This window comes from Psychrobacter muriicola 2pS, from assembly GCF_904846535.1.
Lineage (GTDB): Bacteria > Pseudomonadota > Gammaproteobacteria > Pseudomonadales > Moraxellaceae > Psychrobacter > Psychrobacter aquimaris.
Genome location: NZ_CAJHBC010000007.1, coordinates 114,062 through 139,244, shown reverse-complemented (window position 1 = coordinate 139,244; position 25,183 = coordinate 114,062). Strand labels below are relative to the sequence as shown.

At 43.3% G+C, this 25,183-nt stretch carries 22 protein-coding genes; 15 read left to right on the top strand and 7 right to left on the bottom strand.

Annotation, left to right across the window (positions count from 1 at the left end; translation table 11 throughout):
• The first annotated feature begins 93 nt into the window (after positions 1 to 93).
• The 11 genes from prpB (at position 94) to JMX93_RS11235 (ending at position 13,285) form a co-directional block, all read left to right on the top strand.
• A complete protein-coding gene (gene prpB, locus JMX93_RS11285; RefSeq protein ID WP_193011359.1) occupies positions 94 to 987 on the top strand; it encodes a methylisocitrate lyase in 894 nt (297 codons plus the stop codon).
• A 93-nt stretch (positions 988 to 1,080) separates the two neighbouring features.
• Positions 1,081 to 1,722, top strand: a complete 642-nt coding sequence (locus tag JMX93_RS11280) for a DUF2059 domain-containing protein (RefSeq protein ID WP_499204781.1) — start codon at positions 1,081 to 1,083, stop codon at positions 1,720 to 1,722.
• A 128-nt stretch (positions 1,723 to 1,850) separates the two neighbouring features.
• Positions 1,851 to 2,990, top strand: coding sequence for a bifunctional 2-methylcitrate synthase/citrate synthase (prpC, locus tag JMX93_RS11275; RefSeq protein ID WP_499204780.1), 1,140 nt, complete (start codon positions 1,851 to 1,853; stop codon positions 2,988 to 2,990).
• A gap of 266 nt (positions 2,991 to 3,256) precedes the next feature.
• Positions 3,257 to 5,902, top strand: a complete 2,646-nt coding sequence (acnD, locus tag JMX93_RS11270; protein WP_499204789.1) for a Fe/S-dependent 2-methylisocitrate dehydratase AcnD — start codon at positions 3,257 to 3,259, stop codon at positions 5,900 to 5,902.
• A 232-nt stretch (positions 5,903 to 6,134) separates the two neighbouring features.
• Entirely contained in the window at positions 6,135 to 6,422 is a 288-nt protein-coding gene (locus JMX93_RS11265; RefSeq protein ID WP_201599351.1) for a type II toxin-antitoxin system Phd/YefM family antitoxin, read from the top strand.
• A 35-nt stretch (positions 6,423 to 6,457) separates the two neighbouring features.
• The gene (locus JMX93_RS11260) at positions 6,458 to 6,718 is read left to right on the top strand and encodes a Txe/YoeB family addiction module toxin (RefSeq protein ID WP_037025847.1); all 261 of its coding nucleotides are present in this window, start codon (positions 6,458 to 6,460) and stop codon (positions 6,716 to 6,718) included.
• Positions 6,719 to 6,798: 80 nt separating this feature from the next.
• Positions 6,799 to 8,052 carry a 2-methylaconitate cis-trans isomerase PrpF gene (gene prpF, locus JMX93_RS11255; RefSeq protein WP_499204779.1) on the top strand — a complete coding sequence of 418 codons (1,254 nt, stop codon included), beginning with the start codon at positions 6,799 to 6,801 and terminating at the stop codon, positions 8,050 to 8,052.
• Between the two features lie 14 nt (positions 8,053 to 8,066).
• Positions 8,067 to 9,017 (top strand): 5'-nucleotidase, encoded by a 951-nt coding sequence (locus tag JMX93_RS11250; RefSeq protein ID WP_499204778.1) that lies wholly within the window; start codon positions 8,067 to 8,069, stop codon positions 9,015 to 9,017.
• 50 nt (positions 9,018 to 9,067) lie between these two features.
• Complete coding sequence (locus JMX93_RS11245) at positions 9,068 to 10,894, top strand: ABC transporter ATP-binding protein (protein ID WP_499204788.1); 1,827 nt, start codon at positions 9,068 to 9,070, stop codon at positions 10,892 to 10,894.
• Positions 10,895 to 10,965: 71 nt separating this feature from the next.
• Positions 10,966 to 11,592 carry a GNAT family N-acetyltransferase gene (locus JMX93_RS11240; RefSeq protein WP_198332445.1) on the top strand — a complete coding sequence of 209 codons (627 nt, stop codon included), beginning with the start codon at positions 10,966 to 10,968 and terminating at the stop codon, positions 11,590 to 11,592.
• A gap of 148 nt (positions 11,593 to 11,740) precedes the next feature.
• On the top strand, positions 11,741 to 13,285 hold the full coding sequence (locus JMX93_RS11235; protein WP_499204777.1) for a bifunctional 2-methylcitrate dehydratase/aconitate hydratase: 1,545 nt from the start codon (positions 11,741 to 11,743) through the stop codon (positions 13,283 to 13,285).
• A 138-nt stretch (positions 13,286 to 13,423) separates the two neighbouring features.
• Here JMX93_RS11235 and JMX93_RS11230 read toward each other — a convergent pair whose 3' ends face one another.
• Positions 13,424 to 14,209: an SDR family oxidoreductase gene (locus JMX93_RS11230; RefSeq protein ID WP_499204776.1), complete on the bottom strand. Its 786-nt coding sequence runs from the start codon at positions 14,207 to 14,209 to the stop codon at positions 13,424 to 13,426.
• Positions 14,210 to 14,455: 246 nt separating this feature from the next.
• Here JMX93_RS11230 and JMX93_RS11225 point away from each other — a divergent pair, with 246 nt between their 5' ends.
• Together JMX93_RS11225 and JMX93_RS11220 are read left to right on the top strand one after the other, a co-directional pair.
• Complete coding sequence (locus tag JMX93_RS11225) at positions 14,456 to 15,847, top strand: DUF2868 domain-containing protein (protein WP_499204775.1); 1,392 nt, start codon at positions 14,456 to 14,458, stop codon at positions 15,845 to 15,847.
• 250 nt (positions 15,848 to 16,097) lie between these two features.
• Positions 16,098 to 17,585, top strand: a complete 1,488-nt coding sequence (locus JMX93_RS11220) for a DUF3482 domain-containing protein (protein ID WP_499204787.1) — start codon at positions 16,098 to 16,100, stop codon at positions 17,583 to 17,585.
• A gap of 30 nt (positions 17,586 to 17,615) precedes the next feature.
• Here the strand turns inward: JMX93_RS11220 and JMX93_RS11215 are convergent, their stop codons facing one another.
• The 3 genes from JMX93_RS11215 to JMX93_RS11205 form a co-directional block, all read right to left on the bottom strand.
• Entirely contained in the window at positions 17,616 to 18,656 is a 1,041-nt protein-coding gene (locus JMX93_RS11215; protein WP_499204774.1) for an ArsA family ATPase, read from the bottom strand.
• Positions 18,657 to 18,689: 33 nt separating this feature from the next.
• Complete coding sequence (locus tag JMX93_RS11210) at positions 18,690 to 18,983, bottom strand: cory-CC-star protein (protein ID WP_045454674.1); 294 nt, start codon at positions 18,981 to 18,983, stop codon at positions 18,690 to 18,692.
• A 123-nt stretch (positions 18,984 to 19,106) separates the two neighbouring features.
• Positions 19,107 to 20,786, bottom strand: coding sequence for a carbon starvation CstA family protein (locus tag JMX93_RS11205; protein WP_193011344.1), 1,680 nt, complete (start codon positions 20,784 to 20,786; stop codon positions 19,107 to 19,109).
• Between the two features lie 296 nt (positions 20,787 to 21,082).
• Here JMX93_RS11205 and JMX93_RS11200 point away from each other — a divergent pair, with 296 nt between their 5' ends.
• A complete protein-coding gene (locus JMX93_RS11200) occupies positions 21,083 to 21,751 on the top strand; it encodes a hypothetical protein (protein ID WP_496190690.1) in 669 nt (222 codons plus the stop codon).
• 102 nt (positions 21,752 to 21,853) lie between these two features.
• Positions 21,854 to 22,417, top strand: a complete 564-nt coding sequence (locus JMX93_RS11195; RefSeq protein WP_193011342.1) for a hypoxanthine-guanine phosphoribosyltransferase — start codon at positions 21,854 to 21,856, stop codon at positions 22,415 to 22,417.
• Between the two features lie 80 nt (positions 22,418 to 22,497).
• On the opposite strand, the gene JMX93_RS11190 is transcribed toward JMX93_RS11195, so the two are convergent.
• The 3 genes from JMX93_RS11190 to recD form a co-directional block, all read right to left on the bottom strand.
• Positions 22,498 to 22,641, bottom strand: a complete 144-nt coding sequence (locus tag JMX93_RS11190; RefSeq protein WP_499204773.1) for a MepB family protein — start codon at positions 22,639 to 22,641, stop codon at positions 22,498 to 22,500.
• Between the two features lies 1 nt (position 22,642).
• The gene (locus JMX93_RS11185; RefSeq protein WP_499204786.1) at positions 22,643 to 22,753 is read right to left on the bottom strand and encodes a MepB family protein; all 111 of its coding nucleotides are present in this window, start codon (positions 22,751 to 22,753) and stop codon (positions 22,643 to 22,645) included.
• 166 nt (positions 22,754 to 22,919) lie between these two features.
• Positions 22,920 to 25,127 carry an exodeoxyribonuclease V subunit alpha gene (gene recD / locus JMX93_RS11180; protein ID WP_499204785.1) on the bottom strand — a complete coding sequence of 736 codons (2,208 nt, stop codon included), beginning with the start codon at positions 25,125 to 25,127 and terminating at the stop codon, positions 22,920 to 22,922.
• Positions 25,128 to 25,183: the final 56 nt, after the last annotated feature.

Sequence of the window (25,183 nt, the reverse complement as noted above, 5' to 3'; positions counted from 1 at the left end):
AAAATCACCTAAACAAAGCTTTGCCGTTAATGATTATTGGGTATAATCGAACACAATAACGATAATATTACCTCTCTATGCAAGGACACTCATATGACATTACCTTCAGCAGGCGCACGCTTTCGCAGTGCTCTAACTCAAAAAAAAGACAATAACCAACCGCTACAGATTGCAGGTGCTATCAACGCTTATACCGCTATGATGGCAACCCAGGTCGGTCATCAAGCGTTGTACCTCTCTGGTGCTGGCGTGGCAAACGCTTCATTTGGTTTGCCCGACCTTGGCATGACCAGTCTTGATAATGTACTAGAAGATGCCCGCCGTATTACCGATGCAGTCGATACGCCATTATTGGTTGATATCGATACTGGCTTTGGCGGCGCGTTTAACATTGCTCAAACCATCAAAAAAATGGAGAAAGCAGGCGTTGCAGCGGTACATATCGAAGACCAAGTCGCGCAAAAGCGTTGTGGTCACCGCCCAAATAAAGAGATCGTCAGTATCTCAGAAATGGTTGATCGCCTAAAAGCCGCATTGGATGCCAAAACTGACACTGACTTTGTGGTAATGGCACGTACAGATGCACTATCGGTGGAAGGCTTAGACGCTGCTGTTGAGCGTGCCGTTGCTTTTCAAGAAGCGGGTGCAGACATGATCTTTGCAGAAGCCCTCACAGATATCGAGATGTATCGTAAATTTACTGATGTACTCGACATTCCAGTATTAGCAAACATGACAGAGTTTGGTCAGACAGATCTATATACCACTGACCAGCTGTATGGCGTGGGTGTCGATATGGTGCTCTATCCACTATCAGCCTTCCGCGCGATGAACAAAGCAGCGTTGAACGTTTATCAGCATCTATTGACTGATGGCACACAAGAAAAAGTTGTTGATACCATGCAGACTCGCATGGAGCTATATGATTTCTTAAACTATCATGAGTTTGAGCAGACACTAGACAAGCTATTTGCTGATAATAAGTAGTTAATGATTAGTCATTGGCAACTCCGATAGGATAAATCACCTTTGAGTGCTTTATCTTTTCGAAATCCGTCTTCATTTAATTTTAGGTTATTTATGTCATTTTTTACGTCTAATACTGTTGTCAAATCCTCACTACTTAGTAGCACGCTTGCTGCGCTGTTATTCATGACGGGCTGTGATAAAACACCAGAAACCGTTGAAGATACCACCACTGATGCGAGCGATACTGCTGTTACCCAAGCTGCACCATCAGATACTGATGCCCAAAACGACTTGGTCATGACAACGATTACGCTAGATACCGTCAACAGCCTACTATTTGCACCAGTTATTAATAGTGGGGCACTTAGTGCAGAGCAAGTCAGCTGCCTTGAATCACGTGATAAGAATTTGGGTAAAGCGGAAGTTGATCGTTTTTATAAGAGTCAGTTTACCGATGCAGAGTTAAAAGCGTTAGATGACTTTTATACATCAGATGTGGGGAAAAAGTTGATTGCTTTTGGCAATGAGCAATTGCGCGTCATGAATGGTGAAGAAGTTGCAACGCCAATGGCTGAACCTACTCCAGAAGAAATGACTGAGATTCAGACATTTATGGAGTCACCGCTGGGTGTCAAGTATATGAAGATCAATAATGCTGAAGGCGAAGGCAGCGCCATGGAAGTCTTGAATGGCCCTATCGAAGCTGAATTTAAGCGTTGTAATGTCGATTTAGATGGCCCAGAGGCTAAGTAGTATTTAACCAAAGCTGTAGTCAGTAATTCACTAATGAATGGATCACTGAACAAATTAATTATAAGAGCTCCCTTTATAAGTACTACCTTTTTCAACTCAAAAAAGCTACCCACAAAAGGAATGTAAACATGGCAGCACAAAACCAATCAACAAAAGTATTGTCAGGCGCAGGTCTACGCGGACAAGTCGCTGGCAAGACCGCTCTATCTACCGTCGGCAAATCAGGCTCTGGTCTGACCTATCGCGGTTATGATGTATCAGAGCTGGCAGATAAATGTATTTTTGAAGAAGTGGCCTATTTGCTACTATACGGCAACTTGCCTACTCAAAGTGAACTTGATGCCTATCAAGCTAAGCTCAAAAGCTTGCGCAGTTTGCCGCAAGCGCTAAAAGACGTTCTTGAGCGTATCCCAGCCGACTCCCATCCAATGGATGTGTTACGTACTGGTTGCTCTATGCTTGGTAATCTTGAGACCGAAACTGACTTTGCTGAGCAAAACGATAAAGCTGATCGTATGTTGGCCACATTTCCATCGATCATCAACTACTGGTATCGTTTTACTCATGACAATGTGCGTATCGAGACTGATACGGATGACGCTACCATTGGCGGTCATTTTTTGCATTTGCTTAAAGGCGAAAAACCAAATGAGCTACACGAAAAAGTCATGAACGTCTCGCTTATCTTGTACGCAGAGCATGAGTTTAATGCCTCGACCTTTACCGCTCGTGTATGTGCATCTACTTTGTCTGACATTCATTCTTGTATCACTGGCGCAATCGGTTCACTACGTGGTCCATTGCATGGCGGCGCTAACGAAGCAGCGATGGATATGATTGAAGGTTTTAGCTCACCTGATGAAGCCGAAACCGAGATGATGGGTATGCTAGCACGTAAAGACAAAATTATGGGCTTTGGTCATGCTATCTATAGCGAATCAGATCCGCGTAACCTGGTGATTAAAGGTTGGGCTGAAAAACTGGCAGCGGATGTTGGTGATGAAGTTTTATATCCAGTATCAGTACGCTGTGAAGAAGTCATGTGGCGCGAGAAAAAGCTATTCTGTAATGCTGACTTTTTCCATGCGTCAGCCTATCACTTTATGGGTATTCCAACCAAGTTGTTCACGCCTATTTTTGTCTGTTCACGCTTGACTGGCTGGGCCTCTCATGTGTTTGAGCAACGTGCGAACAACCGTATTATTCGCCCAAGTGCCGAATATATCGGTGAAGAACTGCGTCCAGTTCCAGATATGAGCGCGCGTTAAGTTTATTATCAGCTAGCACTGCCGCTAGCTGATAGAAGTATGATGATTGAGCCTTGCTATGATCTTTCTAGGTTTAATCGTCATACGCTATCTTTTTTATAGACCATGCCCTTTTAATTCTAATATCACTTCTTTAGCAAAGCCTACAAAAGCAAATGATGGTTTTGCTAAAGGAATGACTTTTTTACCTAATATTGACGCTTAATTATTCATTTAAATCAGCCAACCGCCAAAGGTGACTTATGGACAACGCCCTAGTACAACCAATGAACGAACAATTTAAAAAGCCGCTTCCAGGTACTGATCTTTATTATTTTGACACACGTGAGGCTGTCGAGAGTATCCAAGCGGGTGCTTATGACAAGCTCCCGTACTCATCAAAAGTATTGTGTGAAAACCTAGTACGCCGTTGCCCACCAGAAGAGTTAACCGATGCGCTAAAGCAGCATATCGAAGGCAAGCAAGATCTTGATTTTCCTTGGTACCCTGCCCGCGTGGTGTGTCACGATATCTTGGGTCAGACGGCTTTTGTTGATTTGGCTGGCTTGCGTGATGCCATTGCTGAACAAGGCGGTGATCCTTCTAAAGTAAACCCTATCGTGCCGACTCAGCTTATCGTTGATCATTCATTGGCGGTTGAGCACGCAGGCTTTGAAGAAGACGCATTTGAGAAAAACCGCGCGATTGAAGAGCGCCGCAACGATGACCGCTTTCACTTTATCAACTGGTGCCAGTATGCCTTTGACAATGTGAATGTTGTACCGCCTGGTAACGGCATCATGCATCAAATTAACCTAGAAAAAATGTCACCTGTCGTACAGGTTGTGCACAATAAAGCGGGTGAAGAAGTAGCGTTTGCCGATACGTTGGTCGGTACGGATAGCCACACGCCGATGGTTGATGCGCTAGGCGTTATCTCCATCGGTGTTGGCGGGCTTGAAGCCGAAAGTGTCATGCTAGGCAACCCATCCTATATGCGCCTGCCTGATTACGTTGGCGTCAAATTAACGGGCAAATTGCAAAAAGGCATTACTGGTACGGACTTGGTACTGGCAATGACCGAGTTTTTGCGCGACGCAGGCGTGGTCTCTACCTATATTGAGTTCTTCGGTGACGGTGCACGCCAGCTAAGTGTCGGTGACCGCGCTTCTATCTCCAATATGACGCCTGAATATGGCGCAACTGCTGCGATGTTCTATATCGATGAGCAAACCATTGACTATCTACGTCTGACTGGTCGTTCTGAGCCTCAGATCAAATTGGTTGAGCAGTATGCTAAGCAAACTGGCTTGTGGGCTGACGGTATGGAAAAAGCCGAATACGCACGCGTCCTTGAGTTTGATTTATCAGCAGTGGTACGTAATATGGCAGGCCCATCGCGTCCACATGCGCGTGTATCGACCACTGACTTGGTTGCCAAAGGTATTGCACATGGCGCTGACGAAAAACTGCCTGAACCAAAAGACGGTTTGATGCCAGATGGTGCAGTGATTATCGCGGCGATTACCAGCTGTACCAATACCTCAAACCCTCGCAATATGGTAGCCGCGGGCCTCGTCGCCCGTAACGCGAATGCCAAAGGATTACTACGTAAACCTTGGGTGAAGTCCTCACTCGCACCCGGCTCCAAAACCGTCAAGATGTACCTAGAAGAAGCAGGCCTGATGCCAGAATTGCAAGAAATCGGTTTTGATGTGGTGGGCTTTGCTTGTACGACGTGTAACGGTATGAGCGGCGCGCTTGATCCTGATATCGAAAAAGAAATCATCGACAATGATTTGTTCACTACGGCAGTGCTATCCGGTAACCGTAACTTTGACGGCCGTATCCATCCCTATGCCAAGCAAGCATTTTTGGCATCACCGCCACTGGTTATCGCTTATGCCATCGCAGGTAACATCCGATTTGACATCGAAAAAGACTCATTGGGCAAAGATCAAAACGGCAATGACGTGTATCTAAAAGACATCTGGTTTGATGATGATGAGGTTGATGCTATCGTCGCGGCTGCCGTGAAGCCTGAGCAGTTCAATGCCGTATATATCCCCATGTTTGACGAAGCCAAAAAAGACACTGGCAAAGCGTTAAGCCCATTGTACGACTGGCGTGAAATGACCACTTATATTCGCCGTCCACCGTATTGGGAAGGCAAAATGGCAGCGATGAACAAACTAAAAGGTATGCGTCCGTTAGCTGTGCTTGGTGACAACATCACCACTGACCATATGTCACCATCAAACGCTATTCTTGGCTCATCAGCAGCTGGCGAGTATCTGGATACTATGGGTCTGCCTGCCGAGGACTATAACTCTTATGCTACCCATCGCGGTGATCATTTAACCGCGCAACGTGCCACCTTTGCCAATCCTAAGCTATTGAACGAGATGGTACTCGACGGCCTTGATAGTAAAAGCGGTGAAGTTATCCAAGGCTCGCTGGCGCGCGTCGAGCCAGAAGGTCAAGTCATGCGTATGTGGGAAGCAATTGAGACCTACATGGACCGTGAGCAGCCGCTTATCATCATCGCAGGTGATGGCTATGGTCAAGGCTCAAGCCGTGACTGGGCGGCCAAAGGTGTGCGTCTCGCTGGTGTGGAAGCCGTCGTTGCCGAAGACTTTGAGCGTATTCATCGTCAAAACTTAGTGGGTATGGGCGCCCTACCTCTACAGTTCGAGGAAGGCACGACTCGCCATACGCTAAATATCGATGGCACAGAAACCTTTGATGTCACAGGTGAAGTCTCTGCTGGCGGATTGATGACTCTAGTGATCCATCGTACTGATGGTAGTACCACTGAGACGCCTATTATCTGCCGCTTAGATACGGCTGATGAAGTAAAAATGTACAACGCAGGTGGTATGCTACAACGCTTCGCTAAAGAGTTTATCGAGGGTACGCTGGATATTGTTTAAGGCTATCCTGTAGATTTTTAGCGTGATAAGCAATAAAGTATGAAAGTTGCCGATGTTGTATAACCTATTTATATGACATCGGCTTTTATTTGCTTTTACGTTCTATACACTGAGTTTTGTCACTTACTCCTAAGTACTAGATAGCAGCTAAACATTGAGTTTACTTAACCAATGGCGTAATATGTACTATATATTGTACAAGTAATGCAGAATGTCATGAAAGGAGTAAGCCATGAGAGTCGTTAGTTTTTCAGAAGCAAGAAAGCACCTAAAATCTGTCCTAGACACGGTAAACGATGATGCCAATGCCACTATCGTGACCCGCCGTGACGCTGATGATGCCGTTGTGATGTCGCTTGATTATTACAATAGCCTGATGGAAACCGTCTATCTGCTAAAATCTCCTGCCAATGCAGCGCACTTAGCGGACTCTATTGCCCAATATAAAGCTGGCAAGACTGTTACGCGTGAGCTAATTGATACGGCAGAAAATAATGATATCAACGCTGAGAATGCTTGAACTCAAAGGCTTCAATCAATCCAAAGGGTCTAACAATGAGTGAACAACTAGCATGGACAGACGCTGCGTGGAAAGACTATCTGTACTGGCAAACGCAAGACAAAAAAACACTCAAACGTATTAATAAACTCATCACCGAATGTAAGCGTAATCCATTTGAAGGCATTGGCAAACCTGAACCCCTAAAAGAAAATCTATCTGGATTTTGGTCAAGACGCATCGATGACGCCAATCGGTTGGTATATGCCGTCGATGATAACTACCTCACGATTATCTCCTGTCGTTATCATTATTAATGAGCGTTCTTAGTCGTTCGTGTTTACTTGCTGATGACGCCATACCCAATCTTATAACAATATAAAAAGGACTTAATACAGTGGCCCAAACCAATACTAAATCAAAAGCTTCTTTCGCCCCGCAACTATCTGTCCCTGCTACCTATATGCGCGGCGGCACCTCAAAAGGCACTTTCTTTAAATTGTCTGACTTACCTGAGCGTTGCCAAGTCGCAGGCTCTGCGCGGGATAACTTCCTATTACGTGTCATCGGCAGCCCAGATCCTTACGGCAAGCAAATCGACGGTCTTGGCAATGGTAGCTCTAGTACCTCAAAGACGGTAATTTTATCGGCCTCTGACAGACCAGACCATGATGTAAACTACTTGTTCGGACAAGTCAATATCGCCAAGCCTATGATTGACTGGGCAGGTAACTGTGGCAACTTAACCGCAGCCGTCGGTGCCTGTGCTATTAATATGGGTTTGGTTGATACCGACAAGATTGCTAATAGCATCGATGACAATGTAGATAGCGGTATTTGTGAAGTACGCATTTGGCAAGAAAATATCGGTAAAACGATTATTGCGCACGTGCCAGTCTATAAAGACGCGAATGATAAAGTACACGTTCGAGAAACGGGCGACTTTGAGTTAGATGGTGTGACCTTCCCAGCAGCTGAAGTTAAAATTGAGTTTATCGATCCGGTTGATGCCACAAGCGACATGTTCCCTACTGGTAACTTGGTCGATGATTTCGATGTGACCGGCTGCGGTCTTGATACTGATAGCGTCAAAGCCACCTTTATCAGCGCAGGTATCCCAACCATCTTTATGAAAGCTGAAGATTTAGGTTTTACTGGTACTGAATTACAAGGCGACATCAATAGTAACAGCGCGCTACTTGCCAAGCTTGAAAAAATCCGTGCTAAAGGCGGTGTGGCGATGGGATTGTTTAAAGACGTGAGCGAGGCACAGACCAGTCAACATATTCCTAAAGTTGCTTGGGTTGGCGCAGCGCAGAGCTATACGGCCTCTAGTGGTAAGTCAGTTGATGCTAGTGATATCGATTTGGTCGTTCGTGCCATGAGTATGGGGCAACTGCATCACGCCATGATGGGCACAGCAGCAGTCGCCATTGCTGCCGCCGCAACTACACAAGGCACACTCGTCAATCAAGCAGCAGGAGATGGCGAGCTGACAGAGGTGCGTTTTGGTCATCCATCAGGTACATTGCTTGTCGGTGGTAAGACTGAGCTGGTCGATGGGCGCTGGCAAGCTAAAAAAGTGTCGATGAGCCGCTCAGCAAGGCGTATCATGGTCGGTGAAGTTTTTGTGCCAAATGACAGTTTTTAATTAAGGATATTAAAATGGCATACGACCTGACTAAAAGATTGGTAATTGGATTGTCTTCAAGTGCTCTATTTGACTTGGACGAGTCAGATGGAGTATTCAGAACGAAAGGTGAGCAAGTGTATAGGGAGTATCAGCGTGAAAACCAAGATACTCCTCTTACTACGGGCGTAGCCTATCCATTCATTAGAAGGCTATTAAAGTTAAATGAACTTTCAGATGATCCTATAAACAATCCTCTAGTTGAAGTAATTCTGTTATCTCGTAACGATCCTGACACAGGATTAAGAGTTATGAACTCCATCGAGCACTATAATTTATCAATTACTCGGGCTGTTTTTTTGCAAGGGCAATCGGCGCACAAGTATATCCCTGCATTTGATATAGAACTGTTCTTGTCTGCCAATGAAAGTGATGTTAAACAAGCGATAGATGCTGGTTATTCAGCAGGACAAATTTTACACGGTGACATATCTGATGATCTTGATGATAGACAATTAAGAATAGCGTTCGATTTTGATGGTGTGATTATTGATGATGAGTCTGAAAGTATTTATAAAGAAAATAAAAACCTTGATAAATTTCACACCCATGAGTCTACTAAGGTAGATGTCGCTCATAATCCAGGACCTTTAAAGAATTTTATTGATCGTATTTCTCATATTCAAAAACTTGAAAATGCTTATAAGCTCAAAAACCCTAATTATGAACCAGTTTTAAGGGTTTCTATTGTCACAGCAAGAAACGCACCTTCACATAAGCGTGCAATTAATACCATGCGTGCGTGGGATATTCTCGCCAATGAAGCTTTTTTTATGGGAGGAGTTGATAAATCTAAGGTACTTGAGGTACTAAAGCCACATATATTCTTTGATGATCAAAAGCTACATTTAAAATCTGCTAGTATTTTACCTTCAGTTCATATCCCTTTTGGAATCGCTAATAAAGTAGTACATAATGAAGGCTAATTACTAATATTCATAAAAAATATATGCCAATATCTCCCCAGCCACGCCGTATGCAATTAGACAAAAAAACACCGCTCAAAAAAACGGAGCGGCGCGCATTGCTGTGGGATATCCTCAAAAAGCTTGCCGTTTTTGCCGCGCCATATAAAGTTTTAATTATTGCCACTTTGATATTAACGGTGCTTGGCTCCTTTACCGCGCAAGTTAATGCCTTTGTGCTGCGCTATGCCGTTGATACCTTGACCGAAATCGCTACCCTCGCTGAGCCTTGGGAAGCTGGCGTGCGCATGCTGACCATTATCAGTGCGGTACTCTTAACCAAAGAGATCTTGTCGATATTCATCTCGTTTGGGCAACGCTTCTTCGGCGAAAAGATTCGTATCAATCTATCACGTGATTTATCGCAAAAAATCATTGAGCGCATCTTGACCTACCGCATGGCATTTTATACCAGTAGCGAAAACGACAGCGGCAAGTTGCAAACGCGTATCGATTATGGCGTCAGCAGCTTAACCAGTTTAGTGCAAAACTTCTTTATCGATATGCTACCGCTGTTTGCCAGTGCGATCGTCTCACTCATCATTATGTTTTCGACCAATTTTTGGATAGGCTTGGTCGGTCTTATTATCATTCCCATTTACTTTTTTATCAGTCAAAAACAAGCGCGGCGTCTACAGGGTTTTCGTCGACAGATGCGTGGCTATAGAGAAGCCAAAAGTGGTTTGGTGATCTCACTGATTAATTCTATCAGCGTGGTGAAATCCTTTGTCCGTGAGTCGATAGAAGCAGAAAAGCATTTAACCATTCAAAAAGACATGACTGACAATCAGCTGCGTATTCGTAGTATTGGTTTTATTTATGATGCAATAAAAACCTTTATCGAACAAATAGGTGTGGTGGTTATCATTGTGCTAACGTCCTACTTTGTATTAAAAGGCCAGATGACCATCGGTATGATTTTATTCCATGTCATGTTGTTTCAAAATGTCGCCGCCCCTATTCGTCAATTGCATCGTATCTATGATCAAATCAACAATGCTCTGACTTATGCTGAAGGCTTTTTTGATATATTGGAAGATGACGAGCAAGTGGAAAATGTCGATGGTAGGAGCAGTAAAAATCTAAAAGGTCACATTGAGCTGAAAAACGTTGATTTTACTTATCCTAATGGCACGCAAGCACTAAAAGATGTCAGCTTTACTATTAAACCCAATCGTATTACTGCGCTGGTGGGCCTAAGCGGCGCTGGCAAGAGTACCATTATTAATCTATTGGTCAAGTTTTACGCGCCAGATGCTGGCACAATCTGCTTAGATGGGCATGACTTGGCTGACTGCGATACCTATGAGTTGCGTCAGAATATTGGCTTGGTGCTACAAAGTAATCATATTTTTTCAGGTACGATTAGCGAAAATATTCGTTATGGCGATATGAATGCCACTGATGAAGATATTATCGTCGCTGCTAAAAAAGCCTCGATTCATGAGCAAATTATTAATTTAGCAGAAGGCTATGAGAGTACAGCAAAGTCATTGTCTGGTGGTCAACAGCAGCGTATCGCGCTGGCACGGATGTTTTTAAAAGATCCGCCCATTGTGTTTTTGGATGAACCAACTGCTAGCCTCGATGCCATCGCCAGCCAACAAGTGAAGAAAAGTCTAGATCTCATCAAAAAAGACCGTACCGTGATTATGGTCTCGCATAACATTGCCCAAATTATCGATGCCGATGACTTGGTTGTGATAGAAGATGGTCGCGTGGTTGAAACCGGTACGCATGAAGCGCTATATGAGAAACACGGGAAGTATTTTGAGATATTTAGCGCCATGTCTGACAGCTTGAATTTGGATAAAATCAGCCAGACTCTAAATGGTTAGGAATGGTTAATGTGTGCCTAAATCGTTATAATGCCAATCTTTTACCGCCTATTGCCAGAAGCTAGCCCACTATGACTTGTGAATTTTCGATAAAAACCTTTGATGAATTAACCTCAGTTGATCTGTACCATATTTTAAAAGCCCGATCGCAAGTGTTTGTGGTTGAGCAAAACTGCGCTTATCAAGATATGGATGAGGTAGACTTTGACTGCCTACATCTTATCGCGCATCAAAACGAGGCGTTGGTAGGCTACTGCCGTATCATTCCGCCTGAATTTAATAAATTAAAATCCAATCTATCAGTCGCCGACCCTACGATTAAGACCAATCATACTGCTATGCCTGCCATCGGTAGAGTGCTGGTATTATCAGAGCACAGAGGTGAGGGTATCGCACGGCAGATGATGATTCATGCTATTGCGCACTGCCGTAAAAAATACGGTAAGAAGCGCCCAATTATACTCTCTGCACAAGCCTACTTACTCAGCTTTTATGAATCTTTAGGATTTGTACCTGAAGGTGATCATTATCTTGAAGACAATATAGAGCATGTAAAAATGGTTCTATACGTTGCCAAGAAAAACAAAGTAAAAAAAGAGCGTGCTGATACTGCCTCCACGACGAACAAAGTATTAAGTTTTCTGCTGTTTATCATGGCGGCCTTATTTGTGTTAGGTCTGTTATATTTGATGATTTAAGCGCGCTGCTCGCAAGGTTTTAATTCTTAACATAATTCAATTTGGTTGTTTTATATTGAGTATGCTACTTTTAAATGATGGCTAATTTAAAAGCATTACCGAGATAACAGGTCAAGGAAGTAGCACACTCAAGGAAGAGGATACAACCATGTCAAATGATAACTCAGATACAACAAATTCAAATACAAGTAGTGCAACGGTAGAAAGCAATGTTCGACCAGAATACGATATTGAGATTCAAAAGATTGCTGATTATGTGCTCAACTATTCTATAGATAACGACTCCGCCAATAGCGCAGATGCTTGGAATACCGCACGTCTCTGCTTAATGGATACGCTTGGTTGCGGCCTGCTTGCGTTACGTTTCCCTGAGTGCACCAAGCATTTGGGACCAGATTGTGCCGATCAGCTAACACCCCATGGCGCGCGCGTTCCAGGCACATCCCATCGTTTAGATCCTATCAAAGCCGCCTTTGATATTGGATGTATCGTGCGCTGGCTTGATTATAATGACACGTGGCTGGCTGCTGAATGGGGACATCCTTCGGACAATTTAGGCAGTATCCTAGCAGTCGCCGACTATATCAGCCAACAAAATATCAGTCGTAATCATCAGCCATTAACCATGCGTGAGGTGCTCGAGGCTATGATTATGGCGCATGAGATTCAGGGGGTAATTGCACTCGAAAACTCATTCAACCGTGTAGGTCTTGACCATGTATTTTTAGTTAAATTGGCCTCTACCGCTGTGGTCGCCAAGCTCTATAAATTGCCACGTGAGCGTATCATGGCTGCAATCTCGCAGGCGATCGTCGATGGTCAGGCATTGCGTACTTATCGTCATGCACCCAATGCCGGTAGCCGTAAATCTTGGGCGGCAGGCGACGCCACCAGTCGCGCAGTACGCTTGGTTGATATTACCCGTCGCGGTGAAATGGGCATCCCTGGGGCACTCTACGCACCGCAGTGGGGTTTTTACGATGTGTTGTTTAGCCATACCAATAAAGACTTAGCCCTTAAGCCTGAAAACGAGCGCCGTTTTACTTTCCAGCGTGATTTTGGCAGTTACGTGATGGAAAATATCTTATTTAAGTTAAGCTTCCCTGCCGAGTTTCATGCACAGACCGCTTGCGAGGCTGCTGTTATTTTACATCCACGTATTGACGATAGAATCGACGATATTGAAAAAATTGTCCTGACCACCCATGAATCCGCAATTAGAATCATCTCTAAAGAAGGCACATTGGCCAACCCTGCTGATCGAGATCATTGTTTGCAATATATGGTCGCGGTGCCTTTGCTAACTGGGGATTTAATGGCAGAAAATTATGAAGACGATTATCATGCGCAGCACCATGTTTTGATCGATGGGCTACGCCGCAAGATGATCGTAGAAGAAGATGCGGGTTATTCAAAAGATTATCATGACCCAAGTAAGCGCTCGATTGCCAATGCCATTCAGATATTCTTTAAAGATGGTAGCAGTACCGACAAGGTTGCTGTCGAATACCCAATCGGACATAAACGTCGCCGCAAAGAAGGCTTGCCTATCTTAGAAGCCAAGTTTCGTGCCAGTTTGGCGACGCGATTTATCGACAGTCGCTGTCAGGATATTTTTGCGCTTTGTAGCGATCAAAAACGCTTAGAGCACACACCTGTACATGAGTTTATGGACTTGTTTATGGCGAACTAAACATTTTCCTATCTAAGAATTACCCTTATCTTATCAATAAAACAGGACAGGACATGTCATTGTCATCATATTAACGACAACGACACGCCCTGTTTTTATCTATTGAATTGGCTTTATGAACCTTTTAATCGTTTAGCGCTACCAAGGTATGGATTCCCCTGCCCAGTCAACAAAGCTTCCTGATTGCGCAGCTGTCATACGGTTAAGTACTTCTAATAAGCATTCTGCACTATAGGCTGGCGAAAATAACTGACCTTCAGCCACATTGCCTTGGAAAGGTGCGGATAGTTGCGTATTCACCGTTCCTGGCTGCATGACAACCACGCACACGTCTTTAAGCGAGCGATTCCATTCAATGCTCAGATTTTTCATACCCATATTGAGTGCCGCTTTACTCATACGATAGCTATACCAGCCGCCCAATTGATTGTCACTGATACTACCAACGCGCGCGGAAATCGTCGCAAAAACTGCGGGCTTGTCATTACTACGCGCAGATTTGGCCAAAAGCGGTCTAAAATGCTTGGCTATAAGCAAGCTAGCTAAGGCATTCACTTGCATATTCTGTAAAAAGAACTCAGTATCAACCTGACGCAGTGCTTTTTCTGGCTGCTGCGTCGCCGTATGCAACAATCCTGCACAATTGATAATCCAATCAATATGAGGGGTTTGCTGCTGAATAGACTTGGCTGCTTGCTGGATACTTTGTTCGTCACAGATGTTCATGGATATCCAATGCAGATTGTCTGCCTCAAAATCCGGTATGTTTCGATGATAAGTGGCAAAAACATGGATATCTTGTTTTTCACCATTATCGGTATTCTTATTGTCATTGTCACTGGCAGTGTTATCTACTAATTGCTTGATCATCGCTCTACCAATGCCGCCTGTACCACCAACGATTAGATACGTTCTGTTATTCATAACGATTCCTTTTTTGGATTCTTTTTTAACAGCGTTTTTTTACCCTTGTCATTATCATTCTGTGCATTATTTATTTTGGCTGATTTTTATTGTCTTTACCATGATAAAAATGCTTAATAAATGTCCGTTTGCTAATATTTGGCTAGTATCCTCTCAAAATAATAGACGTCATCAGTATTATATATACGCTACAATAATCAAAAATCATCTCCTACATAAACGCTTTTATATGGATGTTATTGCATTATGCTATCACCCCAAGATCAATTGACTGAGTTGGTACGCACGCTTGAGACTCAGCAACATGTCTTTGCCACTGACCCGCTACTTATCACGGAAAAGCTACAAGGTGAGGATGGCAAGCCCATTCAAAAATTGCACCGCCGAGCCTCACGTATCGATAGTAACGGTGAGCTGGCACGAGTATTGGGCAAAATTGACGGTCGTATCAAAGGTCTCATGGTAGTCATGAGCGTGCTGTGGTGTCTATCGGGATTTTTGGGCTTATTTACCTTACTACAGACCAATGTGGTAAATTTCTTTTACGTACTTGTCTGCCTACTAGGGTTTCATACCATTATGCTGTTGGGCTGGCTGGTGATGACCGTGATTAATCAAGGCAAGCAATCCTCGAATTGGTTTGCCAATTTTGTCAGTCCCAATTTTGTCAGTCCCAGTTATCTCATACGTGGTAAGGATGATGTCACCAAGGCGGCTGTTGATCTGTATGAGCGCCAATTACAGCATAGCGGGATGCGCTGGTATTTGGGGAGATTTAGTCATCAGTTATGGCTGGCAACGTTGACGGGTATGCTGCTGGCGATTATCTTTTTGTTGATTGTCCGTCAGTATAGCTTTAGCTGGGAATCGACTTTACTATCTGATCAGGCGCTGATTACTTTGACACAGTTACTTGGCTGGCTACCAAGTATGGTGGGATTTGATGTGCCGGATGGTACCGCTATCGTACAGAGCCGCTTGGTGACTGATGCGATGCCATTGGCTGTCGCACGGCAATGGGCAGGCTTATTGGTTGGTAGCTTGCTGATGTACGGCATTGTACCAAGAGCGATTGCTTGGGTGTTTTGCGCATTGATGTTTCGTCGCAAAAAAATGCGTTTAGACATCAAACAGCCCTATTATCAAAAGATTTTGAATTTTTGGCAGCGTCAGGTGGTAGATGCTGATGACTTTAATAATGAAGCGTCCGTCCCTATTGCCCCAAAAGCCCAAGTCAGCGCTGGCAAGAAACTGGTGGCTTTGCTTGAGTATCCATCAGAGCAGAATCACTGGTGGCAGTCGGGGCTTAATGCAGATCTCAACATGGATAGCGATATTGAAAATTTTGGCATTATTGATGACCGCGATGATATGGCACGCCTCAAAAAATATTTAGATGATCATCCGGTGCAAGTTTTGTTGGGTATTCATAGCAAAGCGCTCCCTGACCGCGGTACGCTACGTAAACTTGATCAAATCGCTAGCCATGCAAAAGACGGACTTATTGTGCAGCTGCTGAGTGATTCAAGCGCTTTAGAGTTAACCAAGCAGGTTGCAAACCATCAAGATGTTCGTTATCAGCAGTGGCAAACCGCCTTGTCTGCCCGAAAAATTGGCTTAGTGAATATGGACTCTTAATATCGATACTAAAGCTGAATTTCCGTAGATTTTTTTACAATAGATCACCACTGTATGTTTTGGCCATTAATAAATATAAGACGCTATTATGAATAATGATAATAAAAAAGAGAATTATGAGCACAATAAGCCTGCTGGTCTCTTTGCAGACAAGGCTTATGAGCCAACTCCTGACAACTCAAATCCGCCTGTAACTCAGGACAATCGACCTTTACCAACTGAGCCATCAACAGCAGCCGTAACGACAAATATGACAAAGAAAACCATCGCCAGTGGTGAAGCACTCAAATTGGCCGTCGTTGGCCATACCAATACTGGTAAGACATCCATACTGCGCACATTACTACGTGATGTGTATTTTGGTGAAGTCAAAAACGAAGCGGCGACCACGCGCCACGTTGAGCAAGCAAGGTTGACAGATAGTCAAACTGGCGAGGTGCTAGTGGCGTTATACGACACACCTGGTTTAGAGGATGCCTCAGGACTCATGGATTGGCTGGAGGACAATACCGCTAGTCGACGTGATGGTATTGAGCGCTTGCAGCAATTTTTGGCCGCTGATATTGCTCAAAGTATAGATAGTAGCAGAGTTTCAGACAGCTACGACTACAGCCAAGAAGCCAAAGTAATTCGGCAGCTGCTGGCAAGTGATATGGCTATCTATGTGGTAGATGCTCGTGAGCCAGTATTGGGTAAATATAAAGACGAGCTGGCTATTTTGTCTTGGGCAGCCATTCCTGTCATGCCTGTTTTTAACTTTACCGACAGTCAGAATGCCAATATTGATGATTGGCAGACCATGCTGGCAAGACGCAATTTACATATTTCCACACGCTTTGATTCCGTTGCTTTTGAATTTGAAGATGAAATGCGCTTATGGCAGAATTTAGCCACCATGCTTACCCACTCTGAGATGCTTGAGAAATTAATGGCACGGCGCACTGAAGATTGGGCGCAACTGTATGACGAGGCCAATATCATTATTGCTGATTTTTTAATCAATGTTGCCGCTTTTGTTCGTGAGATTAGTGAAGATGACGACCCAATGCCAGTCTTAGAACAAATGCAAGAGGCCGTGAGACAAAGTGAACGGGCGATGCAGCACAATCTTCTTAACCTGTATAAATTTTATGATAACGCAGTCGCGGCAACCCCGCTTGAATTACAAGCCTATCAGCAAGATCCATTCGATCCTGAGCTGCTCAAGAGCTATGGTATTCGTACGACGTCTGGTGCAGCAGCTGGTGCGCTTCTAGGATTGGGTATTGATGCAGCAGCGCTAGGTACGACATTGGGTTTGGGTGCAGCGATAGGTGGTATTGCAGGCGGTTTACTATCTAATACCAGTAGTATTGCAGATAGGATCACTGGGGTAAAACGCTTGTATATCGATCCTGCGACGTTGACATTACTAGCAACACGAGCGATCGACTTACTCACTGCCCTACGCCATCGCGGCCATGCTGCTACTGATGCCACTCAACTATTATATAAAGGCGAGAAAAACAGCCTTTATACATCGTCAAATGATGGCAGTTATGATAACAATGCTGATGAAGATAACAATCCAATCACCGTATGGCCTGCGAATAAATTACCCAGTGAGCTAAAAAAGGCTCGCGGCAAACCGCAATGGTCATCACTTAGCAGTGGTAAGTCTGAACAGGCGCAGCTGCTGCGTGCAGATATGGCATGGTCGCTGTCGGGAAAATTACAGTCCTACAAGCGTGAGTCTTAATTATTTACTGCCTTATTGTTTACTATACATCTAGCCTAGCAATGTACTCAATGCCTCTGTGCCGCGCACGTCTGTTTGCTGCAGATAAATCGGATACAGCGGATATTTAGAAAAATTCTCTTCAATGTCCTGCATTAATTGCTGCTGGCGTTCAGCACGGCGGCGCCAAAACTCATCTGACTGCGTCGGTGATATCAATTGATTGATGACTATTGCTGCTGGCGTGAGCTTACTTTCTTCTAGCTGTTCGATAGCTCGTTTGGTCTCAGCCAACGGCAATACATCGGCAGTCATAACCAACACAATCGCCGTTTGTGTACGATCATGCAGCAGCAACCCTGCTTGGCGAAACAACTGCTTGCGCTTTTCTAAAACGGATACTGCTTGTTCCCAGCGATCAGATTTTTTTGTCGCAAATGGATTTGCCACATCGTTTTTTCGAGGGCTTTCGTTTTGATGGTTCTTTGTTTGATTGCCTTTTTGATTATGACTATCCAAATGCGTCGCTACCGAGCGCAATTTGGCCTGTCTACGCTGCTGAGCAAGTAGTCCATCTGTCCATGCACCCATCATCTCTGGTAGTACTAGCAACCGTAGCGTATGCCCTGTCGGTGCAGTATCAAAGATAATATGCTCATAGCCTGCATCTGCCGCTTCGACTAAATGCTGACACATGGATTCAAGCATGGCGGCTTCTTGTGCGCCAGGTGCTGATTTTGATAGCCGTAGATGCTCGCGAATTTTTGGCATCATATCTGGATTGGCGTAGGAGGTAATGGTACGTTCCACTTGGGAGAAATGCTCATCGACGATGATATCAGGGTTTAGTTCAATAGCATCTAGGTAAGGGGTTACGACTGTTTTTTGATTTTTTAGCTGGACGTTTAACACATCGCCCAAGCTGTGTGCTGGATCGGTTGAGACAATCAAAGTCTTTTTGCCTTGATTGGCGTAATAGCTGGCAAGTGCAGCGGCAGTGGTGGTTTTCCCCACACCACCCTTTCCACCGATAAATATAATAGGCTGCGGCGCCAGTTGCTCTACCAAGCCATGTAAAGGGTGTAATGCCATACTTGTATCTCATTTTAATTAATTAAAAGGAAGTTAGCAGCAACCGACATGGTCGAATGGACATCTATCCATGCCCATACGTGTATGCCATTCGTGAAAATTTTCTAAAAATAATGGCTGTAATTCTAGCGTATAAAAGCTGGCAGGATTGTCGATACCTAAGCTTTCCGCAAACATGAGTAACATAAAAAAATCTTCTTCATCACGTGCGGCGCGTGCCATCGTTTGACGATAAGGCGCATGATAAAACTCATTTAAACCAGCGGCAAACCGTTGCCACCATGGCTCAATGTTTTTTATAGGTTTTGTTATATCCGTGTTTTCCATAATCATTCTTCTTTTTTGGATGCTTATTATCTATCATGCCTATATGAGACAAAAAACGCCAGCAATTGCTGCTAGCGTTTTTATCGTATTTCAGTAAGTATCTAACTATTTATTCGCTATGGCTTAGAGTTTGCTTTTGCCCTTATGTATTGACCATTCTTTACGGAGTACCGATAGACTCTCAAATGTCACTAAAATCGTGGCTATCAAGATAATGATATCCATAATGATAAGCAGCCAATTGCCATCATTGAAAAAGGTTTTTAGCTGAATCAATAACGCAAAAACAGTCATGACCAGTAAGAACGACAATGGCCCTAAGGTATACCACACTGGTTTGCCTTTACGTAACAAGATGACAGTTACAATCATCAAGGTTAATGCTGCCATTAGCTGATTTGTGGTGCCAAATAGCGGCCAAATAATCATACCGCCCGCGCCGTCGATACCACCAGCACCAAACGCTAATAACAGACAGCTGCCAACGGCAAGCAATGTTGCCACCACACTCTTATTCAGTACAGGCAGTTTATAAATCTCACCAAACTCTTGGAAGATATAGCGTTGCAGACGTACCCCAGTATCCATCGTAGTACCAGCGAACAATGCTGCCATTACCGTCAGCATCGTCTGTGATAAAACGATATCAATGCCGACGCCAGCATTCAATATGGTCGCACCACCATCAATGAAGGCACCAATAGAGCCATCACCAAATTTTTGATAAACTGCTTGCCAGTCGCCAAGGGTTGCAAAGCCTGCCGTTGCGGCAAGTATCGCGCCAAGTGCCAGCATACCTTCACCCATGGCACCGAAGTAACCAACGAATCGTACATCTTCTTCTTTATCAATCTGCTTAGACGTCGTACCCGTCGCCACCAACCCATGAAATCCTGAGATTGCACCACAAGCAATGGTCACAAACAATAAAGGCAGCATAGAAGGTGTGCCAACTGGCAATGCTGTGTTTATTGCTGGCGCGACAATATTCGGCGTAGCAATAAAGATAGCAGCGTATAATAAAATCAGACCGACAAATAACTGTAAGCCATTGATGTAATCGCGCGGTTGCAATAGCATCCAGACCGGTAACAAAGAAGCGATTGCCGCATAGGCGAATAAAATAATAATCCAAACGGCATTATCAGGCAACCCTAAGACTGTCTCAGGTAATACGATAGGGAACATAGGACCAAGATAAATAAGCCCATATAAAGCGGTGACCCCAATGATTGATACCCACACCAGATTCATCTTATAGCGATAAATACACTGACCGATGATAAAGGCGACTATCAAAGCACCCCAAACGGGCAGTACAGCAGACGGGGTTTTTATCATCATATTAGCAATAGCGACGCCGAATACCGCATTTACCATGAGTAATAATAAAAAGATAACGATCATCATCAAGCTACGCACACGTGTACCCATGACAGTACCGGCAATCGAACCAATCGACTGACCTCGATTACGCATACTTGCCCAAATGGCAGACATGTCGTGGACACCCGCCATAAAAATAGTGCCCAATACCACCCAAATGATAGCAGGCACCCAGCCCCAAATCACCGCAATGGCAGGGCCAATAATCGGAGCCGCTCCTGCGACTGAAGTAAAGTGATGTCCCCATAACACATATTTATTGGTGGGGATATAATCTACCCCATCTTTCATGGTATGCGCTGGCGTGGGGATACTGTTATCCAATGCCAAGATTTTAGTGGCGATAAATTTTGAGTAAAACAGATAACCGCAAAGCATAGCGGCAACAGCAAACACTAGCACGATTGCACTATTCATCTTATCTCTCCTTAGACAAGTAATAGATAGCCTTATAAGTTCAAGCTTTTTAATTTAGAATATAAAAAATATGTTAAATTAGTCGGCGACTAGTGACTTAGCACACCTGTCCAAAGGCCATTTATAGAAGTACTGTAGTATCATCATCTATTAATAAGGCTTTCCATTTTATAGTTAGCACACGTCACTAGTCAGCATATGGTGAGTCTTTGACTGCAACCCATTTAGATACTAACTGATTTAACGACGAATGTAACGCTGGTTAAACATGAAAAACAACAAATAAAGGAAGCACCATGGCGCATTATTTTGGGTTTGTACCTTCAGAAAAATTAAAAAAGCTAATCATTGACGCTGAGCAAGTGATTGCCTCAAATGAGGAGGTAGAATACTACCCATATCGTGATGCCCTGACGCATCAAACAGCGCGTGATCTAATCGATAATCTGCTGATTGGATTGGTAGATATTATCCCAAACCCTGAACGTCAAGCCTCTATGCGCAAAATCGTTAGCACAGTTGAAAAAGCAACAGACACCCTACTTAATATCCTACTCGGTAAAGAGAATAACGAAGAAGTGATGCCAAGCTTTCATTTCTTGAGAGATCGGGCAACTTTTATTGATAATGAAGGTGTAAAACGAGTGGGTTTTAAATTGTCAGATGCAGATGCGCAAACCATCGAAAAAGGCTTTGCTGCGATCACACCTGAGCAGGTAGATATGAAAGCATTTAAAAAAGCACTCGAGACCATGAATGAAGAGACATTGACGCATTTTATCAGCCGCTATGCTGAAACGCTAAAACTTGGCATGATTAAACGTAAGTCTGTCCCAGTTGCCAAAGCAGCTATTGATAAAGGCATGAGTATGGCCTTAAATAAGTTGTTACCTGACCTACCTGATCGCTCTTTAAATCGTTTGGCAAACTATTACCGCCCTTTCATCGTAGAAAAGCCGGAATAAATGCCAGTATTTGATTAATTTTGCCTCAAAAGACAGATGGTATTGGGCAAATTCACTAAAATTTGCTAAAATAAGCGGCACTTTTTACCGAAGGCGCACCCGATGACCCAAATCAGCAACCAAGAAATTGAAAAAACATTACGCAACTCAGAGTGCCTTATCAGCAGTATCGAAGTAGCCGCTGCTTATGAGCGCCTTGCCGCCCAACTCAACCTACATTATGCTGGTTTAAATCCAATCGTTATGGTTGTTATGAACGGTGGACTTATTCCAGCTGGTCAACTATTGACTCATTTGACGTTCTACCATCGCATGCATTATATTCATGCATCACGCTATCGTGATAACGAAGGAACCAATGAGCTTGATTGGAAATTCAAGCCTGATGTTAGCATCGAGGGCGAGCACGTCTTGTTAATTGACGATATTTTTGATGAAGGCATCACGCTAAAAGCCGTTGTTGAAGAATTGAGTAAAGAAAAACCTTTATCGCTTGAATCTTGTGTTCTGCTTAATAAAGAACATGATCGTAAAGTTGAAGGTTTTGATGTTGATTTTGTTGGTATCAATGTTGCAGACCGTTATGTCTACGGCTGTGGTATGGATTTCCATGGTTACTTGCGTCATCTACCTGGCATCTATGCCATCAAAGAAGATAAAATTTAAATTCTTTGATTTAATTTAAAAAAAGCATCCAAGTCGGATGCTTTTTTATTGCTCGGATTTTACGCTTACTGTTAATTTTTCTACTCATATAATGCCCGTATTTTTGCTATAGGTAGTATGCCTGTATCAGCAACCATGAAAAAATAATCGAGCTGCCAACTTTGGGTCCTTAAAGCGGTATGACTGGTTGGCTTATCCCAGCTAGGATACACCCTTATACCCATTTTACCTTTTGTAAAATGAGACTGATTCCCAAAAAGCAACGAACTGCCCTATTTTTGTGGGTGTTTGCTTGGCAACTCTAAATCTAACCGTTTTAACAGCCAGTTTATTCATTAGTTCAAATTTACCAGCAGCATATTCTAGATTTTGTTGTTCCTCTTCCATTGAGGCTATAGTCAGTTCGTTAGGCCTATAAATGACTTCATTAATACGCTCTAGCACTTTATAAAAGTTATGCAATTTTAGCCCTATTTTTATCTTTATTTTTCTGAATATTCATCTATTCAAGTTCAGAAAACTGCAATGCTAAACCTGTATGTCTTTCAGTCGGTGTTTGGACGGCCTGTTCAAGAGCGTGTTTTGTACTGTATATAGTCACTTGTTTTTTGGCACGAGTCACCGCTGTATAAATAAGCTCTTTGCTAAGCAACCTTGCATGACTATTATCAAACGCAATAGCGACATGATCAAACTCAGATCCCTGCGACTTATGAATCGTCATCGCATATGCTGTGGCAATCACCTCTTCGTTTAGTAGATTGACCGCAATTCCCTGCTCTTTATTCTCAAAAAACACTTCTAATCGGTTTCTTTCATCTCCTGTTTGTAGGCAAAAACCGATGTCACCATTAAATAAGCCTAGCTCATAATTATTTTGTAAAACCATGACAGGTCGACCATGGAACCATGTGTTTTGACCTAGTGGCAGCTTCAGCTCACTAAGATGCCATTGAGTGAGATAATTATTAATATAGTGGTCACCCCACTCACCATTATGGCCAGCACATAGAATTCTGAACTCGTTAAATGTCTCCATTAATGGTGTAATTGTATTTTTTATTGATTCTGGTATGGATTTTTCTATCGTATCATTTGATAGGTTTTTAATCTTTTTTAGATATTTTTGGTAATTTGAGGAAATTTTTGATAATAATATTTTATTACTTAGGCTATTTTTTACTTTATTATCTATAAGTGCGTTTGTTTGCAGTGTATTTACATGTTGAAAACTCAACGCTTCATCCTGCCTTAACAGCTGCCAAATGTCTTGGGTATCTGTCTCTAGCTTATTAATTTGATAAGCAAGCTTACCAATACCTGAATCTGCGCTAAATCGGCGACTCTCAGTCAGCTCCGCATGAATGGATTGTAGAAATGGTATATGGCATAAATCTGCCAATACCGCCCCTGCATCGACTGCTGCCAACTGGTTAGCATCTCCTAACAATATAAGTCTTGCCCCTGGTTTTACCGCACTCACCAGGTAATTGGCCAACTCAACCCCTAGCATTGAGGCTTCATCAACGATGATAATATCTTCGCCAAGTGGATTATCGGCATTGTAACGAGGTCTGCCCGTACGCCCAATACCTAACAAACGGTGGATGGTTTTGGCTTCTTGCAGCTGTAGATCGATACCTACTGCATCCAAAGCCGCTTGCAAAGACTCTTGCATGCGTTGTGCTGCCTTACCAGTCGGTGCTGCTAATGCTAGACTCGCACTATCCGTACTAAATCTAATATTTTCAGAATTATCACCCCTACTCTCTGTCGCTTGTTGCAGGGCGATAACTAACTGAGCAACGGTGTATGTTTTACCTGTCCCTGGACCACCGGTAATAATGCTAAACGCGTTGTTATTAGCGACATTAATCGCCTTTATTTGATTTTCGTGAAGACTTTCAGGTATTGCTATTGGTAAAGGGCTTACTTTTTGATTCAAGATATTGTTGATATTTTTTGCTAAATTAAATTCGGCCTGCCATGCACGATGTAGCCAAAAAGTAATATAGTTCGTTGAATTTTGATTGTCAGCCATGTTGTAAACGATAGGTCGATTATTATTGCTTAGGCTATTTTCTTCACTGTTACTATTAGTGTTAGCATTAACCTCAGCAAACAAAGCATGCTTATTAACTAAGTTCATGAAAAAAGTAAAATCGGTATTTTTCAGTAGCTGAAATACCGTAGCAATCGTATCAAAACGCTTAGTCAGCATGTCCTTTTCATGATTACTCAGCGCCAACTGCATCCATAGCTGATCCCGCTTATCAAATAATATGTTTAGCAATACAAATATCGACGTTTCGGCGGTAGATTGATCCTCCGGTTGAGTATTTGATTTGGTATCTATGAGCGCAAATATTGGCATTGCTAGCATCTCTAATAACTGTTGCTGCCAAGCGTATAGCGTAGTTACCTCATCATTGATTTGACCTTGCAATGGTACTTCATGCTCAGAGGCCTCAATGATCAATACGGTATGCCCCTCTTCCAAATGAGTCGCTAACATCATGAAAAATGCGTTAAATAAATGACCGTCTGCTGTCTTGTCGACCTGTTTGCTCTCATTACTCGTCTTTGCATCCGTCGCGTCGTACGCTATACGCGTTTGCTCACGGCGTAGCAAAATATAATCACTGATATTACTAGCCCAGCTTTCTTGTAAGCCCATTGCTGCACTGCTTTTATTATTATTGCTCATGATATACTTGTCTCTATTTTGATCTGGTTGATTTTTCTAGAATCTTTGATTAATGATAT

Bases quoted from the DNA above. Each gene is read 5' to 3' on its own strand.
- prpB (WP_193011359.1), top strand. From the start codon at position 94: ATGACATTACCTTCAGCAGGCGCACGCTTTCGCAGTGCTCTAACTCAA.
- JMX93_RS11280 (WP_499204781.1), top strand. From the start codon at position 1,081: ATGTCATTTTTTACGTCTAATACTGTTGTCAAATCCTCACTACTTAGT.
- prpC (WP_499204780.1), top strand. From the start codon at position 1,851: ATGGCAGCACAAAACCAATCAACAAAAGTATTGTCAGGCGCAGGTCTA.
- acnD (WP_499204789.1), top strand. From the start codon at position 3,257: ATGAACGAACAATTTAAAAAGCCGCTTCCAGGTACTGATCTTTATTAT.
- JMX93_RS11265 (WP_201599351.1), top strand. From the start codon at position 6,135: ATGAGAGTCGTTAGTTTTTCAGAAGCAAGAAAGCACCTAAAATCTGTC.
- JMX93_RS11260 (WP_037025847.1), top strand. From the start codon at position 6,458: ATGAGTGAACAACTAGCATGGACAGACGCTGCGTGGAAAGACTATCTG.
- JMX93_RS11250 (WP_499204778.1), top strand. From the start codon at position 8,067: ATGGCATACGACCTGACTAAAAGATTGGTAATTGGATTGTCTTCAAGT.
- JMX93_RS11245 (WP_499204788.1), top strand. From the start codon at position 9,068: ATGCAATTAGACAAAAAAACACCGCTCAAAAAAACGGAGCGGCGCGCA.
- JMX93_RS11240 (WP_198332445.1), top strand. From the start codon at position 10,966: ATGACTTGTGAATTTTCGATAAAAACCTTTGATGAATTAACCTCAGTT.
- JMX93_RS11235 (WP_499204777.1), top strand. From the start codon at position 11,741: ATGTCAAATGATAACTCAGATACAACAAATTCAAATACAAGTAGTGCA.
- JMX93_RS11230 (WP_499204776.1), bottom strand. From the start codon at position 14,209: ATGAATAACAGAACGTATCTAATCGTTGGTGGTACAGGCGGCATTGGT.
- JMX93_RS11225 (WP_499204775.1), top strand. From the start codon at position 14,456: ATGCTATCACCCCAAGATCAATTGACTGAGTTGGTACGCACGCTTGAG.
- JMX93_RS11220 (WP_499204787.1), top strand. From the start codon at position 16,098: ATGACAAAGAAAACCATCGCCAGTGGTGAAGCACTCAAATTGGCCGTC.
- JMX93_RS11215 (WP_499204774.1), bottom strand. From the start codon at position 18,656: ATGGCATTACACCCTTTACATGGCTTGGTAGAGCAACTGGCGCCGCAG.
- JMX93_RS11210 (WP_045454674.1), bottom strand. From the start codon at position 18,983: ATGGAAAACACGGATATAACAAAACCTATAAAAAACATTGAGCCATGG.
- JMX93_RS11205 (WP_193011344.1), bottom strand. From the start codon at position 20,786: ATGAATAGTGCAATCGTGCTAGTGTTTGCTGTTGCCGCTATGCTTTGC.
- JMX93_RS11200 (WP_496190690.1), top strand. From the start codon at position 21,083: ATGGCGCATTATTTTGGGTTTGTACCTTCAGAAAAATTAAAAAAGCTA.
- JMX93_RS11195 (WP_193011342.1), top strand. From the start codon at position 21,854: ATGACCCAAATCAGCAACCAAGAAATTGAAAAAACATTACGCAACTCA.
- JMX93_RS11190 (WP_499204773.1), bottom strand. From the start codon at position 22,641: ATGGGTATAAGGGTGTATCCTAGCTGGGATAAGCCAACCAGTCATACC.
- JMX93_RS11185 (WP_499204786.1), bottom strand. From the start codon at position 22,753: ATGAATAAACTGGCTGTTAAAACGGTTAGATTTAGAGTTGCCAAGCAA.